Origin of the sequence: Burkholderia sp. BE17, assembly GCF_009362305.1 — a bacterium.
Taxonomy (GTDB): Bacteria; Pseudomonadota; Gammaproteobacteria; order Burkholderiales; family Burkholderiaceae; genus Burkholderia; species Burkholderia pyrrocinia_C.
This window is the reverse complement of the sequence record NZ_WHNU01000042.1, coordinates 75326-92321: the sequence shown is the minus strand read 5'-3', so window position 1 is coordinate 92321 and position 16996 is coordinate 75326. Positions and strand designations below refer to the sequence as shown.

17 protein-coding genes are annotated in these 16996 nt (G+C 66.6%); 13 read left to right on the top strand and 4 right to left on the bottom strand.

The annotated features are described in order from the left end of the window. Nucleotides 1-276: 276 nt before the first annotated feature. On the bottom strand, nucleotides 277-1053 hold the full coding sequence (locus GD429_RS30895) for an enoyl-CoA hydratase (protein ID WP_152862762.1): 777 nt from the start codon (nucleotides 1051-1053) through the stop codon (nucleotides 277-279). 129 nt (nucleotides 1054-1182) lie between these two features. On the opposite strand from GD429_RS30895, the gene paaN reads away from it, so the two are divergent. The 5 genes from paaN to paaK all read left to right on the top strand — a co-directional run bounded on the left by paaN (nucleotide 1183) and on the right by paaK (nucleotide 6807). Further along, entirely contained in the window at nucleotides 1183-2889 is a 1707-nt protein-coding gene (gene paaN, locus GD429_RS30890; RefSeq protein WP_152862760.1) for a phenylacetic acid degradation protein PaaN, read from the top strand. Between the two features lie 87 nt (nucleotides 2890-2976). Next, nucleotides 2977-4179, top strand: coding sequence for a 3-oxoadipyl-CoA thiolase (gene pcaF / locus GD429_RS30885; RefSeq protein ID WP_152862758.1), 1203 nt, complete (start codon nucleotides 2977-2979; stop codon nucleotides 4177-4179). Between the two features lie 45 nt (nucleotides 4180-4224). Further along, nucleotides 4225-5016, top strand: a complete 792-nt coding sequence (gene paaG, locus GD429_RS30880; protein ID WP_152862756.1) for a 2-(1,2-epoxy-1,2-dihydrophenyl)acetyl-CoA isomerase PaaG — start codon at nucleotides 4225-4227, stop codon at nucleotides 5014-5016. Between the two features lies 1 nt (nucleotide 5017). Then, on the top strand, nucleotides 5018-5470 hold the full coding sequence (gene paaI / locus GD429_RS30875; protein WP_152862754.1) for a hydroxyphenylacetyl-CoA thioesterase PaaI: 453 nt from the start codon (nucleotides 5018-5020) through the stop codon (nucleotides 5468-5470). A gap of 38 nt (nucleotides 5471-5508) precedes the next feature. Next, nucleotides 5509-6807, top strand: a complete 1299-nt coding sequence (paaK, locus tag GD429_RS30870) for a phenylacetate--CoA ligase PaaK (protein ID WP_152862752.1) — start codon at nucleotides 5509-5511, stop codon at nucleotides 6805-6807. A 251-nt stretch (nucleotides 6808-7058) separates the two neighbouring features. Here the strand turns inward: paaK and GD429_RS30865 are convergent, their stop codons facing one another. Continuing rightward, a complete protein-coding gene (locus tag GD429_RS30865) occupies nucleotides 7059-8291 on the bottom strand; it encodes an MltA domain-containing protein (protein ID WP_152862750.1) in 1233 nt (410 codons plus the stop codon). A 78-nt stretch (nucleotides 8292-8369) separates the two neighbouring features. Next, nucleotides 8370-8744, bottom strand: a complete 375-nt coding sequence (gene apaG, locus GD429_RS30860; protein ID WP_152862748.1) for a Co2+/Mg2+ efflux protein ApaG — start codon at nucleotides 8742-8744, stop codon at nucleotides 8370-8372. A 183-nt stretch (nucleotides 8745-8927) separates the two neighbouring features. On the opposite strand from apaG, the gene rpe reads away from it, so the two are divergent. The 8 genes from rpe to GD429_RS30815 all read left to right on the top strand — a co-directional run bounded on the left by rpe (nucleotide 8928) and on the right by GD429_RS30815 (nucleotide 16254). Beyond that, nucleotides 8928-9614 (top strand): ribulose-phosphate 3-epimerase, encoded by a 687-nt coding sequence (gene rpe / locus GD429_RS30850; RefSeq protein WP_152862776.1) that lies wholly within the window; start codon nucleotides 8928-8930, stop codon nucleotides 9612-9614. Between the two features lie 3 nt (nucleotides 9615-9617). Next, nucleotides 9618-10382, top strand: coding sequence for a phosphoglycolate phosphatase (locus tag GD429_RS30845; protein WP_321575010.1), 765 nt, complete (start codon nucleotides 9618-9620; stop codon nucleotides 10380-10382). A gap of 357 nt (nucleotides 10383-10739) precedes the next feature. Continuing rightward, the gene (gene trpE / locus GD429_RS30840) at nucleotides 10740-12233 is read left to right on the top strand and encodes an anthranilate synthase component I (RefSeq protein WP_105392259.1); all 1494 of its coding nucleotides are present in this window, start codon (nucleotides 10740-10742) and stop codon (nucleotides 12231-12233) included. Between the two features lie 13 nt (nucleotides 12234-12246). Continuing rightward, nucleotides 12247-12849, top strand: a complete 603-nt coding sequence (locus tag GD429_RS30835; RefSeq protein ID WP_152862746.1) for an aminodeoxychorismate/anthranilate synthase component II — start codon at nucleotides 12247-12249, stop codon at nucleotides 12847-12849. A 13-nt stretch (nucleotides 12850-12862) separates the two neighbouring features. Beyond that, nucleotides 12863-13894, top strand: coding sequence for an anthranilate phosphoribosyltransferase (gene trpD, locus GD429_RS30830; RefSeq protein ID WP_111017764.1), 1032 nt, complete (start codon nucleotides 12863-12865; stop codon nucleotides 13892-13894). Between the two features lie 29 nt (nucleotides 13895-13923). Continuing rightward, the gene (gene trpC, locus GD429_RS30825) at nucleotides 13924-14709 is read left to right on the top strand and encodes an indole-3-glycerol phosphate synthase TrpC (protein ID WP_152862744.1); all 786 of its coding nucleotides are present in this window, start codon (nucleotides 13924-13926) and stop codon (nucleotides 14707-14709) included. Continuing rightward, a complete protein-coding gene (locus GD429_RS30820) occupies nucleotides 14709-15335 on the top strand; it encodes a CYTH domain-containing protein (protein ID WP_152862742.1) in 627 nt (208 codons plus the stop codon). The genes trpC and GD429_RS30820 overlap by 1 nt, the downstream gene beginning before the upstream one ends. Nucleotides 15336-15348: 13 nt before the next feature. After that, on the top strand, nucleotides 15349-16254 hold the full coding sequence (locus tag GD429_RS30815) for a uracil-DNA glycosylase (protein WP_152862740.1): 906 nt from the start codon (nucleotides 15349-15351) through the stop codon (nucleotides 16252-16254). Nucleotides 16255-16363: 109 nt separating this feature from the next. Here the strand turns inward: GD429_RS30815 and GD429_RS30810 are convergent, their stop codons facing one another. Further along, entirely contained in the window at nucleotides 16364-16960 is a 597-nt protein-coding gene (locus GD429_RS30810; RefSeq protein WP_152862737.1) for an FMN-dependent NADH-azoreductase, read from the bottom strand. Nucleotides 16961-16996 lie beyond the last annotated feature (36 nt).

The window sequence follows — 16996 nt, the reverse complement described above, 5'->3', positions numbered from 1 at the left end:
GTTGCGACTGCGGGGTCCATCTTCCTGCGTCAGCCGTGCGCCCAACCTGCTGCACACCACCGACTTCGCTTCCCCTCTCCCGCGCCGCGTTTCCGTTAGCGCGAAAGAGGCGTGATTCTATGCACCCGCCACCGTCTCCGCAAGCCCCTTTGTGAAATTATTTTGAAAAAGCCACCGTGCGCTCGCGCGCACGGTGGCTTGGGGCTCGACGGGCCGGGCGACTGTGTCGACAACCGGTGCAAACCAGTCGCCGACACCTGCCGCGGTGCAGCCCAATCAGCGGTTCTTGAACTCGGGCTTCCGTTTCTCGACGAATGCCGCCATCCCTTCCTTCTGGTCCTCAGTCGCAAACAGCGAATGGAACAGCCGGCGCTCGAAGTGGACACCTTCTGCCAACGTCGTCTCGTACGCACGGTTCACCGACTCCTTGACCATCATGACCGCCGGCAGCGAGAACTCGGCGATCGTCGTCGCAGCGGCAATCGCCTCGTCGAGCAGCTTGTCGGCCGGCAGCACGCGCGACACAAGCCCGGCGCGCTCCGCTTCGGCGGCGTCCATGAAGCGCGCGGTCAGGCACATGTCCATCGCCTTCGCCTTCGACACCGCGCGCGGCAGGCGCTGCGTGCCGCCCGCGCCCGGCATGATGCCCAGCTTGATCTCCGGCTGGCCGAACTTGGCCGTGTCCGCCGCGAAGATGATGTCGCACATCATCGCGAGCTCGCAGCCGCCGCCCAGCGCAAAGCCCGACACCGCGGCAATGATCGGCTTGCGAATCTGGCGGACCGTCTCCCAGTTGCGCGTGATGTAGTCGCCCCGGTAAACATCCATATAGGAATAGGTCGCCATCATGCCGATGTCCGCACCGGCCGCGAACGCCTTCTCGCTCCCCGTCACGACGATCGCGCCGATGCCGTCGTCCGCGTCGAACGCCTTCAGTGCGTCGCCCAGTTCATCCATCAGCGCATCGTTCAGCGCGTTCAGCGCCTTCGGACGATTCAGCGTAACCAGCCCGACACGCCCCCGGGTCTCCACCAGGATGTTCTCGTAAGCCATCTATTTCTCCTCGATCAATGAAATGAGAAACGCCTCGCACATGCGAATAGTTTGATGCTAACATTCTCCGACCAACCGGTCGGTTAATTAATCGATCCAACCCCTCTCAACGTCCATCAGGCTGCCGCCATGACCCATGCACTGTTCACGAAGCACGAAGACACGCTGAAGCACGCACTCGCCGCCATCGAGAGCCGCGGGTACTGGAGCCCGTTCGCAGAAATGCCGAGTCCCAAAGTGTACGGGGAAAGCGCGAACGCAGACGGCGAAGCAGCCTTCAATTCGCACCTCGACAAGACGTTCGCGCTCGACCAGCCGGCGTCAGGCGAAACGGTCGGCGCAGAGCGGTCGCCGTACGGCATCGCACTGGGCATCCGGTATCCGAAGTCGACGCCCGACGCACTGATCGCCGCCGCAGCCGCCGCGCAACGCACGTGGCGCGAAGCCGGCCCCAGCGCCTGGATCGGTGTGAGCCTCGAAATCCTCGCGCGCCTGAACCGCGCGAGCTTCGAGATCGCCTACAGCGTGATGCACACCACGGGGCAGGCATTCATGATGGCGTTCCAGGCCGGCGGCCCGCACGCACAGGATCGCGCGCTCGAGGCTGTCGCCTATGCATGGGACGAACTGCGCCGCATCCCGGCCGAAGCTCACTGGGAAAAGCCGCAAGGCAAGAACCCGCCGCTCGCGATGCACAAGCGCTACACGATCGTCCCGCGCGGCACGGGGCTCGTGCTCGGCTGCTGCACGTTCCCGACCTGGAACGGCTACCCCGGCCTGTTCGCCGATCTGGCAACCGGTAACGCCGTGATCGTCAAACCGCATCCGGGTGCGATCCTGCCGCTCGCGATCACGGTCCGGATCGCCCGCGACGTGCTGCGCGAAGCCGGGTTCGATCCGAACGTCGTCACGCTCCTGGCAACCGAGCCCAACGACGGCGCCCTCGTTCAGGACCTCGCGCTGCGCCCCGAGATCAAGCTGATCGACTTCACGGGCAGCACGCAGAACGGCACGTGGCTCGAACGCCATGCCCACCAGGCACAGGTCTACACCGAGAAAGCCGGCGTCAACCAGATCGTGATCGACTCGACCGACGACCTGAAGGCCGCAGCCAAGAACATCGCTTTCTCGCTGGCGCTGTACTCCGGCCAGATGTGCACGGCGCCGCAGAACATCTACGTGCCGCGCGACGGCATCCGGACGGCGGACGGCCATGCGAGCTTCGACGAAGTCGCGCAAGCCATCGCCGTTGCCGTGCAAAAACTGACCGGCGACCCGGCACGTTCGGTCGAACTGATCGGCGCAATCCAGAACGACGGCGTGACCGCGCGCATCGACGACGCCCGCCACCTCGGCCGCGTGCTCGCCGACAGCCTGGCCCTTCAGCACCCCGCGTTCCCCGATGCCCGCGTGCGCACACCGCTCGTGCTGCAACTCGACGTGACCGATCGCGAGAAATTCACGCAGGAGTGGTTCGGCCCGATCTCGTTCGTGATCGCGACCGACTCGACCGCGCAGTCGCTCGATCTCGCCGGTGAAATCGCGGCGGAACATGGCGCGCTGACCCTCTCCGTCTACAGCACCGACGACGCAATCGTCGACGCCGCCCACGATGCAGCGGTGCGCGGCGGTGTCGCGCTGTCGATCAACCTGACGAGCGGCGTGTTCGTCAACCAGTCGGCCGCGTTCTCCGATTTCCACGGCACGGGGGCAAACCCGGCCGCCAACGCGGCGCTGGCCGACCCGGCGTTCGTCGCCAACCGGTTCCGCGTGGTGCAAAGCCGCGTCCATGTTGCCCCGAAGTCGGTACCTGCGGAAGCTGGCCAACCGGCATAACCCGAATGGCCGACGTGCAAACGCCGCCACGTTCTCTACCATGAACGAATCCGCCACCCGGCGGGTTCGTTGTTCATCGATACGCCCATGACAGACGCCTACATCTGCGACGCGATTCGCACCCCCATCGGCCGCTACGGCGGCGCCCTGAAAGATGTCCGTGCCGACGATCTAGGCGCGGTGCCGCTCAAGGCGCTGATCGAGCGCAACCGCAACGTCGACTGGACGGCGATCGACGACGTGATCTACGGCTGCGCGAACCAGGCCGGCGAGGACAACCGCAACGTCGCGCGCATGTCTGCGCTGCTGGCGGGCCTGCCGACCGCCGTGCCGGGCACGACGCTGAATCGGCTGTGCGGCTCCGGGATGGACGCGGTCGGCACGGCCGCGCGCGCGATCAAATCGGGCGAAGCGCGCCTGATGATCGCGGGCGGCGTCGAGAGCATGACGCGCGCGCCGTTCGTGATGGGCAAGGCCGCGAGCGCGTTCGCACGCCAGGCCGACATCTTCGATACGACGATCGGCTGGCGCTTCGTCAATCCGCTGATGAAACAGCTTCACGGCGTCGATTCGATGCCGGAGACGGCCGAGAACGTCGCGGTCGACTACAACATCAGCCGCGCCGACCAGGACCTGTTTGCGCTGCGCAGCCAGCAGAAGGCCGCACGTGCGCAGCAGGACGGCACGCTCGCCGAGGAAATCGTTGCAGTCACGATTGCGCAGAAGAAGGGTGATCCGGTCGTGGTGTCGCGCGACGAACATCCGCGCGAGACGTCACTCGAGGCACTCGCGAAGCTGAAGGGGGTCGTGCGCCCGGACGGCTCGGTGACGGCCGGCAATGCATCGGGCGTCAACGACGGCGCGTGCGCGCTGCTGCTCGCCAATGCGCAGGCAGCCGATCAGTACGGCCTGCGCCGCCGCGCGCGCGTCGTCGGCATGGCGACGGCGGGCGTCGAGCCGCGCGTGATGGGCATCGGCCCCGCGCCGGCCACGCAGAAACTGTTGCGCCAGCTCGGCATGACCATCGACCAGTTCGACGTGATCGAGTTGAACGAGGCGTTTGCGTCGCAGGGCCTCGCGGTGCTGCGCATGCTCGGCGTCGCCGACGACGATCCGCGCGTGAACCCGAACGGCGGCGCGATCGCACTCGGCCATCCGCTCGGCGCATCGGGCGCACGGCTCGTGACCACGGCGCTCCACCAACTCGAGCGTACGGGCGGCCGCTTTGCGCTCTGTACGATGTGCATCGGCGTCGGCCAGGGCATCGCACTCGCGATCGAACGCGCGTAACCGACGCGCCGCGCGCCTATAACGAAGTCATGAAGGAGACACTGCATGTCCTATCAGGCGATTCAGCTGGATATCGATCAGGCCGCGCGCGTGGCCACGATCACCCTCAACCGCCCCGACAAGCTGAACAGCTTCACGCGGGCGATGCATCGCGAACTGCAGTCGGCTCTCGATGAAGTCGAAGCGGCCGGCGCACGCGCGCTGATTCTGACGGGTGCGGGGCGCGGCTTCTGCGCGGGCCAGGACCTGGCCGACCTCGACTTCACGCCGGGTGCGTCCACCGACCTCGGCACGCTGATCGACGAGCATTTCAATCCGCTGATCCGCCGCCTGCAGCGTCTGCCGATGCCGGTGATCGCCGCCGTCAACGGCACGGCGGCCGGTGCCGGCGCGAATCTCGCACTCGCATGCGATCTCGTGTTCGCCGCCCGCTCGAGCAGTTTCATCCAGGCCTTCGTCAAAATCGGACTCGTGCCCGATTCGGGCGGCACGTGGTTCCTGCCGCAACGCGTCGGCATGGCACGCGCGCTGGGGCTTGCGCTGACCGGCGACAAGCTCGGCGCCGAACAGGCCGAGCAATGGGGCCTGATCTGGCGCGCGGTCGACGACGACGCGCTCGCCGCGTCAGCCCGCCAGCTCGCGACCCAGCTCGCGCAGCAGCCGACGCTCGCGATCGCATCGATCAAGCAATCGATGCGCGACAGCGTCACGAACACGCTCGACCAGCAGCTCGACGTGGAACGCGACCTGCAGCGCAAGCTGGGCCAGTCGCACGACTATGCAGAAGGCGTGCAGGCATTCATCGAGAAGCGCGCACCGCGCTTCGAGGGACGTTGACATGACGGACGCCACCGCCACGCTCGATCCCGATTCGCTCGCCCGCGCCACCGCGCAGGCCATGTACGACGCCGACGCTTGCAGCCGCGCGTTCGGCATGGAAATCGCGGAAGTACGCGCGGGCTACGCACGCCTGCAGATGCGCGTGCGGCCCGAGTTCCTGAACGGGCATCAGACCTGCCACGGCGGGATCATCTTCACCCTCGCCGATTCGACGTTCGCGTTCGCGTGCAACTCGTACAACCTGAATACGGTCGCGGCCGGCTGCTCGATCGAATTCCTGCGCCCCGTGCACCGCGACGACGTGCTGACGGCCGAGGCGATCGAACAGGCGCGCGCCGGCCGCCAAGGCATCTACGACATCCGTGTCACGAACCAGACAGGAGACACGGTCGCGATGTTTCGCGGCAAATCCGCCCAGATCAAGGGCACGGTGATACCGGAAGACCGCTGACGTCAACGGCTCGCACATAACAAACACTGGAGACATGCATGACTACCCCGCTACCGCTCGAGCCGATCGAGACCGCCTCACGCGACGAGCTGACCGCGCTGCAGCTCGAACGCCTCAAGTGGTCGCTCCGGCATGCGTATGACCACTCTCCCGTCTATCGTCGCAAGTTCGACGACGCGGGCGTGCACCCCGACGACCTGAAGACACTCGCCGACCTGTCGCGCTTTCCGTTCACGACCAAGGGCGACCTGCGCGACAGCTACCCGTTCGGGATGTTCGCGGTGCCACAGGACCAGATCTCGCGCATCCACGCGTCATCGGGCACGACCGGCAAGCCGACGGTCGTCGGCTATACGGCCGGCGACATCGACACGTGGGCGAATCTCGTCGCGCGCTCGATCCGCGCCGCCGGTGCACGTCGAGGCGACAAGGTACACGTCAGCTACGGGTATGGCTTGTTCACCGGCGGGCTCGGCGCGCACTACGGCGCCGAACGTGCGGGACTGACCGTGATTCCGTTCGGCGGCGGCCAGACCGAGAAGCAGGTACAGCTGATCCAGGATTTCCGGCCGGACATCATCATGGTCACGCCGAGCTACATGTTGTCGATTGCCGATGAAATCGAGCGCCAGGGCCTCGATCCCGTGCAGAGCTCGCTGCGCATCGGCATCTTCGGCGCTGAGCCGTGGACCAACGACATGCGCGTCGCGATCGAGCAGCGGATGGGCATCGATGCGGTCGACATCTACGGGCTGTCCGAAGTGATGGGCCCCGGCGTCGCATCCGAATGCGTCGAGACCAAGGATGGCCCGACCATCTGGGAAGATCACTTCTATCCGGAAATCATCGATCCCGAAACCGGCGAAGTACTTCCGGACGGCGAACTCGGCGAGCTCGTGTTCACGTCGCTGACGAAGGAGGCGCTGCCGATCGTCCGCTACCGGACACGCGACCTCACGCGCCTGTTGCCCGGCACCGCTCGCACGATGCGCCGGATGGAAAAGATCACCGGCCGCTCGGACGACATGATGATCGTGCGCGGCGTCAACGTATTCCCGACGCAAATCGAGGAACAGTTGCTCAAGCAGCGCGCGCTCGCACCGCACTATCAGATCGTGCTGACGAAGGAAGGCCCGCTCGACGTGCTGACGCTCAACGTCGAGCCCTGTCCCGACACCGCGCCGGATACGGCGGCGATCCACGCAGCGAAACAGGCACTCGCGCACGACATCAAGTCGCTGATCGGCGTGACGGCCGTGATCAACGTGCTGCCCGTGAACGGGATCGAGCGCTCGGTCGGCAAGGCGCGCCGCGTCGTCGACAAGCGCAAGGGCTGACGGCAGACGCTGCGCGTGCGTCGCGCGGAGAGGCAATCCCGTTGCGCAACAAAAAAATAGCCCGATCGGCCAACGCCAATCGGGCTATTTATTGTGTTCCGCGACGTCGTTCAACGCGACAGGCGCATCACACAGACTGAAACCACACGGGTGCACCGCTCTCAAACCGACGCACTCCACACGCACCGCCGCGCTCGCGAATGCCGCGTCTCATGCGTGGGCGGCCCCCGGGCAGCCCACGCCGGCGCACGTCACGAATTCGGGAACAGCAGCCACATCCGCCCGACCTGCTTCATCCGGCCGGCCTGGTCGCCTGCGTCGTCGCCGAGCCCCCAGAAATAGTCGGCCCGCACGCCGCCCTTGATCGCGGAGCCCGTATCCTGCGCGAACACGAGCCGGTTCATCGGCGTATTCGTCAGCGGGCGCGTGGTCTGCAGGAACACGGGCGTGCCGAGCGGGATCGACGACGGATCGACCGCGATCGAACGCTCCGCCGTCAGCGGCACGCCGAGCGCGCCGATCGGGCCGTCCGCGCCGCCATGCGGCGCATCTTCCTTGGTCGGCATGTCGCGGAAGAACACGAACCGCGGATTCGTGTCGAGCAACGCGTCGACGCGGTTCGGGTTTGCCTTCGCCCATGCCTTGATGCCCTGCATCGTCGCCTGCGCGGGCGTCAGCTCGCCGCGATCGAGCAGCCATTTGCCGATCGAGCGGTACGGCTGGTTGTTGGTGCCACCGAAGCCGACCCGCATCACCGAACCATCGTCGAGCAGCACGCGCCCCGAGCCCTGCACCTGCAGGAAGAACGCCTCGATCGGATCGTCGACCCACACGAGTTCGTTGCCGTTCAGGACGCCCGCACGCTCGAGCTGCGCGCGCGCAGGCAGCGCGGCGCCCGCGCGATAACCGGCCGGCCAGCGATACAGCGCGTATTGATACGGGCCGCGGCGCACACGCGAGCCATGCAGCAGCGGCTCGTAATAACCGGTCACGAGCCCGTCGAGCGTGCCGTCGGTGTTCGCGAGCTGGAACGGCGTGAAATACGTTTCGAAGAAGGCGCGTGCGCTGCTGGCATCGAGCTCGTCGAGCCGGTCGGCGGCCGCGCAAGCGCGCTGCCAGGCCGGCTGGCGCGCGAGCCGCACGCAGTTCTGCCGCAGCGCGGCCGTCGCGCCGAGCAGCGAATCGTCCTGCCAGCCCGGCACCTGCTGCCATGCAACCGGCGTGAGCCGCTTCGCGGCAACCTGCCCCGGCACGATCGCCGTGCCGGTCGGCGGTTTCAGCGCAGACGTTCGCGTCGGCGCGCCGCCGCACGCGGCAAGCAGCGCCGCCGCCGCGGCCGCCGCAACCCAGCCGGCCAGCCGGGGCCCAAACCACATACAATGTCCGTTCTTGATGGAAACCGCCATGTCAGATTTTCTCGACCAATATCCGATGCTCATCTTCGCGCTCGAAGCCTTCGTAGCGCTTGCCCTGCTGATCTTCATCGTCGTGTGGACGTCGTCGGGCAGAAAGAAGCACGCCCGCAACAACGATCGCCAGCCGCGCTGACGCGCTCCGCGCGCTCAATGCAGCGTGCGCGGCATATGCAGTGCAAATTCCTCGACCGGCGCCTCGAAACGCTCGCCGTCCTCCGCCACGCAGAAGTACGCGCCACGCATCGTACCGACCGGCGTCGCGATCACGGCCCAGCTCGTGTATTCGAACTGCTCGCCCGGCTGCAGCAGCGGCTGGTGCCCGACGACGCCGAGCCCCTTCACTTCCTGCACGTGGCTCTCGCTGTCCGTGATGATCCAGTGACGCGCGATCAGTTGCGCCGCGACCTGCCCCGCGTTGCGGATCGTCAGCGTGTACGCGAATGCGTATTGACGGCGATCGGGGTCGGATTGTTCCGGCAAGTAGCTGGTTTTCACCGAAACGGTGAACTGATACTGACTCATGGTGTTTCCACTGGAGGGTGACTGTCCGTGCCGGCATGGGCGACGGGGCCGCGGACGCGCCGCTTTGGTTCGGCATTCTGCTTGATGCGGAATCGGGCCGCAACCGCACGGCCTGCCGCCGCGAGCCGGCCGCCGGGCTGTAGAATGTCGGTTTTGCGCCGCAACGTCCCCGCTCCTCCTGCCATGACCCAATTCCGCATCGCTCCCAGCATCCTGTCGGCCGATTTCGCACGGCTCGGCGAAGAAGTCCGCAACGTGGTCGCCGCCGGCGCCGACTGGATCCACTTCGACGTGATGGACAACCATTATGTGCCGAACCTGACGATCGGCCCGCTCGTATGCGAAGCGATCCGCCCGCACGTGCAGGTGCCGATCGACGTGCACCTGATGGTACGCCCGGTCGACCGGATCGTGCCCGATTTCGCGAAGGCCGGTGCGAACCTGATCAGCTTCCACCCGGAAGGCTCCGATCACATCGACCGCTCGCTGTCGCTGATCCGCGACCACGGCTGCAAGGCCGGCCTCGTGTTCAATCCGGCCACGCCGCTGAACTACCTCGACCACGTGATGGACCGTCTCGACTTCGTGCTGCTGATGTCGGTCAACCCCGGCTTCGGCGGCCAGTCGTTCATTCCGGAAACGCTGAACAAGCTGCGCGAAGCACGCGCACGCATCGACGCATACACCGAGCGCACGGGCCGCGAGATCCTGCTCGAGGTCGACGGCGGCGTGAAAACCGACAACATCGCGGAAATCGCGGCGGCCGGTGCCGACACCTTCGTCGCGGGTTCGGCGATCTTCGGCAAGCCCGACTACCGCAAGGTGATCGACGAGATGCGCGCCGCGCTCGCCACCGTCGAGCGGAGCTGAGCCGTGGCCGAATCGTCGCTCGCCGGCCATGCGCCGGCCGGGGCCGCAACGGACGCCGCCCCGATCCGCTTCGCCGCGCCGCGCATCGACGCGGCGCTGATCGATCTCGACGGCACGATGGTCGACACGGCCGACGATTTCACGGCCGGCCTGAACGGGATGCTTGCGCGGCTCGACGCACCGGCCACGTCGCGCGACGAAGTGGTCGGCTACGTCGGCAAGGGCTCCGAGCACCTGATCCGGAGCGTGCTGAAGCCGCGCTTCCCGGCCGACGAGGCGCACGCGCGCTTCAACGACGCCCTGGCGATCTACCAGACCGAATACGCGAAGATCAACGGCCGCCATACGCGTCTCTATCCGGATGTGGCAGCCGGTCTCGACGCGCTGCGCGCGGCCGGCATCCGGCTCGCGTGCGTGACGAACAAGCCGCACCGCTTCGCGGTCGAGCTGCTCGAACAATACGGGCTGGCCGCTTGCTTCCGCATCGTGCTGGGCGGCGACAGCGTCGCGCGCAAGAAGCCCGACCCGCTGCCGATGCTGACGGCCTGCGATGCGCTCGGCGTCGCACCGGACGCGGCGGTCGCGATCGGCGACTCGGAAAACGACGCACTGGCGGGCCGTGCGGCCGGGATGGCGACGCTGACGGTGCCGTACGGCTACAACCACGGCAAAGCTATACAAACGATAAATTCGGATGGTATAGTCGATTCGTTGCTGGTCGCGGCCCGCGCGATCACCGCGCACAATGCCGGCCGGCCAACCCTCTGATTATTTCTTCCATCCGCATGTTTCTGAATAAAAAACGGAGTCTGAGCAGCATCGACCGGGGAGCCTGGCCCTGGCGTCGCTGGTCGCGCTAACCTCTTCGATGAGGTACGCTGAAGCACGTCTTCAGCGCCGTTTTTTATCTCGCTGCGCATCCGCGCGCCGATCGTCGCACCACCTCGAGTTCCACCGCGTCCGAACGCTTGCGTTCAGGATCGGCCGCAGGCTCGCGACGTTCACGCCCGGAGTGCCGGCCGGCAACAGGCACTTCTCGATCGACCGCCCTTTCGCCGACGGCAACCCGCGCAGCGTCAAGTGATCCCTGGCGCACGCGCCGCTCGTCCCGAACAGGACCGGAACATGACCGAACTCGAATTCCAATCGCTCGCGAACGAAGGCTACAACCGCATCCCGCTGATCGCGGAAGCCCTCGCCGATCTCGAAACGCCGCTGTCCCTCTACCTGAAGCTGGCCCAGCCCGAACGTGCTGGCGCCAACTCGTTCCTGCTCGAATCGGTGGTCGGCGGCGAACGCTTCGGCCGCTACTCGTTCATCGGCCTGCCCGCCCGCACGCTCGTGCGCACCCGCAACGGCGTGTCGGAAGTCGTGCGCGACGGCCAGGTCGTCGAGACGCATGACGGCGACCCGTTCCAGTTCATCGAATCGTTCCAGGCGCGCTTCAAGGTGGCGCAGCGTCCGGGCCTGCCGCGCTTCTGCGGCGGTCTCGCCGGCTACTTCGGCTACGACGCGGTGCGCTATATCGAGAAGAAGCTCGCGAACACGGCGCCGCGCGACGATCTCGGCCTGCCCGACATCCAGTTGCTGCTGACCGAGGAAGTCGCGGTAATCGACAACCTCGCCGGCAAGCTGTACCTGATCATCTATGCGGACCCGGGCCAGCCGGAAGCCTACGCGAAGGCGAAACAGCGCCTGCGCGAACTGAAGCAGCGCCTGCGCACGACCGTGCAGCCGCCCGTCACGTCGGCGAGCGTGCGCACCGAGACGTTCCGCGAGTTCAAGAAGGAAGACTATCTGGCCGCCGTGCGCCAGGCGAAGGAATACATCGCGGCCGGCGAACTGATGCAGATCCAGGTCGGCCAGCGGCTGACCAAGCCGTACCGCGACAATCCGCTGTCGCTGTATCGCGCGCTGCGTTCGCTGAATCCGTCGCCGTACATGTACTACTACAACTTCGGCGATTTCCACGTGGTCGGCGCATCGCCGGAAATCCTCGTGCGCCAGGAAAAGCGCGGCGAAGACCAGATCGTCACGATTCGCCCGCTCGCCGGCACGCGACCGCGCGGCAACACGCCCGAGCGCGATGCGGAACTCGCTACCGAACTGCTCAACGATCCGAAGGAGATCGCCGAGCACGTGATGCTGATCGACCTCGCGCGCAACGACGTCGGCCGCATCGCCGAAATCGGCTCGGTGCAGGTGACCGACAAGATGGTCATCGAGAAGTACTCGCACGTGCAGCACATCGTCAGCTCGGTCGAAGGCAAGCTGAAGCCCGGCATGACGAACTACGACGTGCTGCGCGCGACGTTCCCGGCCGGCACGCTGTCCGGCGCGCCGAAGGTGCGCGCGATGGAGCTGATCGACGAGCTCGAGCCGATCAAGCGCGGGCTGTACGGCGGTGCGGTGGGCTACCTGTCGTTCTCGGGCGAGATGGATCTCGCGATCGCGATCCGCACGGGCCTGATCCACAACGGCAACCTGTATGTGCAAGCGGCGGCCGGCGTCGTCGCGGATTCGGTGCCCGAATCCGAATGGCAAGAGACCGAGAACAAGGCGCGCGCAGTGCTGCGTGCGGCCGAACAGGTCCAGGACGGCCTCGATAGCGACTTCTGACCGGAGACTGACCATGCTGCTCATGATCGACAACTACGACTCGTTCACCTACAACCTGGTCCAGTACTTCGGCGAACTGGGCGAGGACGTGCACACGTACCGCAACGACGAAATCACGCTCGACGAGATCGCGCGCCTGAATCCCGACGCAATCTGCCTGTCGCCGGGGCCGAGCAACCCGCAGCACGCGGGCATCACGCTCGACGTGCTGCGCGAATTTGCGGGCAAGAAGCCGATCCTCGGCGTCTGCCTCGGTCACCAGGCGATCGGCGAGGCATTCGGCGGCCGCGTCGTGCGCGCGAAGACCATCATGCACGGCAAGGTGAGCCGGATCGAAACGGACTGCCGCGGCGTATTCGCCGACCTGCCGAAGCATTTCGACGTTACTCGCTACCACTCGCTCGCGATCGAGCGCGAATCGCTGCCCGACTGCCTCGAGGTGTCCGCATGGACCGACGACGGCGAAATCATGGGCGTGCGCCACAAGACGCTGCCGGTCGAAGGCGTGCAGTTCCACCCGGAATCGATCCTGTCCGAGCACGGCCATGCGCTGCTCGAGAATTTCTTGAAGCAGACGCGCGTAGCGGCCCGCGCCGCGGCCGCACAAGTCGCTTGACGGGAGCCTCATGATGACGATTACCCCGCAGGAAGCGCTGCAGCGCACGATCGAACACCGCGAGATCTTCCACGACGAGATGCTGCACCTGATGCGGCTCATCATGCGCGGCGACATGTCGCCCGTGATGGCCGCCGCGATCATCACCGGGCTGCGCGTGAAGAAGGAGACGATCGGCGAGATCGCCGCCGCCGCGACCGTGATGCGCGAATTCGCGAACCACGTCGACGTGCAGGACAACTCGAACTTCGTCGACATCGTCGGCACCGGCGGCGACGGTTCGCACACGTTCAACATCTCGACCGCGTCGATGTTCGTCACGGCGGCGGCCGGCGCGAAGGTCGCGAAGCACGGCAACCGCGGCGTGTCGAGCAAGTCCGGCAGCGCCGACGTGCTCGAGGCGCTCGGCGTGAACATCGACCTGCAGTCGGACCAGGTCGCCGCGTCAATCGCCGAAACGGGCATGGGCTTCATGTTCGCGCCGAACCATCACCCGGCGATGAAGAACATCGCGGCCGTGCGCCGCGAGCTCGGCGTGCGCACGATCTTCAACATCCTCGGCCCGCTGACCAATCCGGCCGGCGCGCCGAACCAGTTGATGGGCGTGTTCCACCCCGACCTCGTCGGCATCCAGGTGCGCGTGATGCAGCGCCTCGGCGCGCAGCACGTGCTCGTCGTGTACGGCAAGGACGGGATGGACGAGGTGTCGCTCGGCGCCGCGACGCTCGTCGGCGAATTGCGCGACGGCAAGGTGCACGAATACGAGATCCATCCGGAAGACTTCGGCCTGCAGATGGTGTCGAACCGCACGCTGAAGGTGGAAAATGCCGACGAATCGCGTGCGATGCTGCTCGGCGCGCTGGACAACCAGCCGGGCGTCGCCCGCGAGATCGTCACGCTGAATTCGGGCACCGCACTCTATGCGGCGAACGTCGCCGAATCGATCGCGGACGGCATCCAGCTCGCCCGCGAAGCGATCGCGAGCGGCAAGGCGCGCGCGAAAGTCGACGAACTCGTGCGCTTCACGCAGCAGTTCAAGCGCTGACTCCCCTTACGACTCAAGCAGGAACCCACATGAGCGACATTCTCGACCGAATCATCGCCGTCAAGCGCGAAGAAGTCGCGGCGGCCATGCGCAGCACGCCGCTCGAGGCACTGAAGCTGGACGCATCCGCGCGCGACCTGCGCGACTTCGTCGGTGCGCTGCGTGCGAAGCACGCGGCCGGCGACGCCGCCGTGATCGCCGAAATCAAGAAGGCAAGCCCGTCGAAGGGCGTGCTGCGCGAGCACTTCGTGCCGGCCGACATCGCGCGCTCGTATGCGGCGCATGGCGCCGCGTGCCTGTCGGTGCTGACCGACGAGCAGTTCTTCCAGGGCGGCGTCCGCTACCTCGAAGAGGCGCGCGCAGCCTGCGCGCTGCCGGTGCTGCGCAAGGACTTCATCGTCGACGCGTACCAGATCCTCGAGGCGCGCGCGATGGGCGCCGACGCGATCCTGCTGATCGCCGCCGCGCTCGACACGCCGCTGATGCAGGATCTCGAAGCGTATGCGCACTCGCTCGGCCTCGCGGTGCTGGTCGAAGTGCACGATCGCAACGAGATGGAGCAGGCACTGACGCTCAAGACGCCGCTGCTCGGCATCAACAACCGCAACCTGCGCACGTTCGAGACGTCGATCCAGACCACGCTCGACATGCTCGACATGATTCCGCCGGACCGCATCGTCGTGACCGAATCGGGCATCCTGTCGCGCATCGACGTCGACACGATGCGCGCGGCGAACGTGAACACGTTCCTCGTCGGCGAAGCGTTCATGCGTGCCGACCAGCCGGGCGAGGAACTCGCGCGGATGTTCTTCTGATGGCGATCGAAAAGGAAATCAAGCTCGCGCTGCCGGCCGGTCAGGCCGATGCCGCGCGGCGCTTCTTCGAGACGCTGACCGGCGAACCCGGTCACGACATCACGCTCGCGAACGTCTATTACGACACGCCCGATCTCGCGCTGGCGCGCTCGAAGAGCGCGGTGCGCGTGCGCCGCGCGCCGCACGGCTGGCTGCAGACGTTCAAGACGGTCGGCAGCGCGGAAGGCGGCCTGCATCGCCGCCACGAATGGGAACTGCCGGTGGCCGGCGACGCGCTCGAGATCGATGCGCTCGTCGCGGCCTGCGACGTGCCGGAAGCCGCCGCAGCGCTGAGCGACGCGGCCGGCGCGCTGTCCGCGCTGTTCCGCACGGATTTTTCGCGTACGCTGTGGCGCATCGCAATCGGCGGCGCAACCGTCGAGGCCGCGGTGGACGTCGGCGAGATCGTCGTCCAGGCGGAACACGAAACGCGCCGCGAACCGATCAGCGAAATCGAACTCGAACTGATCGCCGGCCCGGAAGCGGCGCTCGCGACGCTCGCCGCCGAACTGCAGCAGGCGCTGCCGGGCCTCGCTCCCGAAAACATCAGCAAGGCGCAGCGCGGCTACCGGCTGCGCGCGCAATAAACACGCATCACGCATGGCAACCCGCAAGACTTCCCGCGCGCCGCAACAGGCGTCGCTGTTCGACGATCCCGTGCCGGAAACGGCACCGGCCGATATTCCGTTTCCGGTTTCCGCGGCGCCCGCGGCCGGGCGCAAGCCCGCAAGGAAAGCCGCCGTGCCGGCCCCGGCCACCACGACGCCGAAGCCCGTTGCCGCCGACGTCCCGCACCTCGCCGCGCAATTCGACGCGCTGCCGGCCGTCTGGCGCGACGTGCTGAAACCCTTTACCGAAAGCGACGCGTACGCGCCGCTGTGCCGCTTCGTCGACGACGAGCGTGCGGCCGGCAAGACGGTCTACCCGACCGACGTGTTCCGCGCGCTGCGCCTCACGAGCCCGGACGACGTGAAGGTCGTGATCCTCGGCCAGGACCCCTACCACGGCGACGATCGCGGCACGCCGCAGGCGCACGGCCTCGCGTTCTCGGTGCCGCCGGCCGTCCGCACGCCGCCGTCGCTGCGCAACATCTTCAAGGAAATCGCCGCTAACTTCGGTCACGACACGCCGCGCCACGGCTGCCTCGACACGTGGGCGCGCCAGGGCGTGCTGCTGCTCAACACCGTGCTGACGGTCGAGCGCGGCGCGGCCGCGAGCCACGCGAAGCGCGGCTGGGAGCAATGCACGGACACGCTGATCCGCGAACTCGCCGGCCGCCATCGCGGGCTCGTCTTCATGCTGTGGGGCGCGCACGCGCAGGCGAAGCGCGCACTGTTCGACACGAGTGCGCATTGCGTGCTCGAGGCGCCGCATCCGTCGCCGCTGTCCGCGCACCGCGGCTTCCTCGGCTGCCGCCATTTCACGCTCGCGAACGACTATCTGGTCGAAGCAGGCCGCGAACCGATCAACTGGCGCCTGCCGGAAGTGGCCGAAACGCTCGCGTAACGGCTGTTCGCTTTCCGCTTTCGTCCGCATGACAAAAACGCCGCGCCCCTTTCGGGACGCGGCGTTTTTTATCGGACGGCGCAACGGGTGTAACGCACCCGCATCGACCTTACGCGGCAGCGATCGCTTCGCGTGCGCCGGCGAGCGCGGCGCTCTGCGCATCCGGCCCGAGATTCAGGCCTTCCGCGTGGATGAAGCTCACGTCGGTCAAACCGATGAAGCCGAGGAACGTGCGCAGGAACGGCGTCTGGCTGTCGTTCGGCGTACCCAGGTACTTGCCGCCGCGGGCCGTCACCACGTGGACCTTCTTGCCCTTGATCAGACCTTCAGGACCGTTCTCGGTGTAGCGGAACGTGACGCCTGCACGCGCGATCCAGTCGAAGTACGTCTTCAGTTGCGACGACACGCCGAAGTTGTACATCGGTGCGCCGATCACGACGATGTCGGCGGCCTGCAGTTCGGCGATCAGCGCATCGCTCTTCGCGACGATCGCATTCTGCTCCGCGCTGCGCTGGTCAGCCGGCGTGAAGAACGCGCCGAGCACCGATTCGTCGAGGTGCGGCAGCGCATCGGCCAGCAGATCGCGAACCACGACCTGCGCGCCGGGGTTCGATTGTTGCAGCTTTGCCGTCAGTTCGTTGGCCAGCAGCGTGGATTGCGCGCCTTGCGAACGCGCAGCGGAATTGATTTGCAGAATGGTCGTCATGTCAGGCTCCGGTTGGGCTGCGCTTCGGTAGCGCGA

Bases quoted from the DNA above. Each gene is read 5' to 3' on its own strand.
- GD429_RS30895 (WP_152862762.1), bottom strand. From the start codon at position 1,053: ATGGCTTACGAGAACATCCTGGTGGAGACCCGGGGGCGTGTCGGGCTG.
- paaN (WP_152862760.1), top strand. From the start codon at position 1,183: ATGACCCATGCACTGTTCACGAAGCACGAAGACACGCTGAAGCACGCA.
- pcaF (WP_152862758.1), top strand. From the start codon at position 2,977: ATGACAGACGCCTACATCTGCGACGCGATTCGCACCCCCATCGGCCGC.
- paaG (WP_152862756.1), top strand. From the start codon at position 4,225: ATGTCCTATCAGGCGATTCAGCTGGATATCGATCAGGCCGCGCGCGTG.
- paaI (WP_152862754.1), top strand. From the start codon at position 5,018: ATGACGGACGCCACCGCCACGCTCGATCCCGATTCGCTCGCCCGCGCC.
- paaK (WP_152862752.1), top strand. From the start codon at position 5,509: ATGACTACCCCGCTACCGCTCGAGCCGATCGAGACCGCCTCACGCGAC.
- GD429_RS30865 (WP_152862750.1), bottom strand. From the start codon at position 8,291: ATGAAGATCAGCAGGGCAAGCGCTACGAAGGCTTCGAGCGCGAAGATG.
- apaG (WP_152862748.1), bottom strand. From the start codon at position 8,744: ATGAGTCAGTATCAGTTCACCGTTTCGGTGAAAACCAGCTACTTGCCG.
- rpe (WP_152862776.1), top strand. From the start codon at position 8,928: ATGACCCAATTCCGCATCGCTCCCAGCATCCTGTCGGCCGATTTCGCA.
- trpE (WP_105392259.1), top strand. From the start codon at position 10,740: ATGACCGAACTCGAATTCCAATCGCTCGCGAACGAAGGCTACAACCGC.
- GD429_RS30835 (WP_152862746.1), top strand. From the start codon at position 12,247: ATGCTGCTCATGATCGACAACTACGACTCGTTCACCTACAACCTGGTC.
- trpD (WP_111017764.1), top strand. From the start codon at position 12,863: ATGACGATTACCCCGCAGGAAGCGCTGCAGCGCACGATCGAACACCGC.
- trpC (WP_152862744.1), top strand. From the start codon at position 13,924: ATGAGCGACATTCTCGACCGAATCATCGCCGTCAAGCGCGAAGAAGTC.
- GD429_RS30820 (WP_152862742.1), top strand. From the start codon at position 14,709: ATGGCGATCGAAAAGGAAATCAAGCTCGCGCTGCCGGCCGGTCAGGCC.
- GD429_RS30815 (WP_152862740.1), top strand. From the start codon at position 15,349: ATGGCAACCCGCAAGACTTCCCGCGCGCCGCAACAGGCGTCGCTGTTC.
- GD429_RS30810 (WP_152862737.1), bottom strand. From the start codon at position 16,960: ATGACGACCATTCTGCAAATCAATTCCGCTGCGCGTTCGCAAGGCGCG.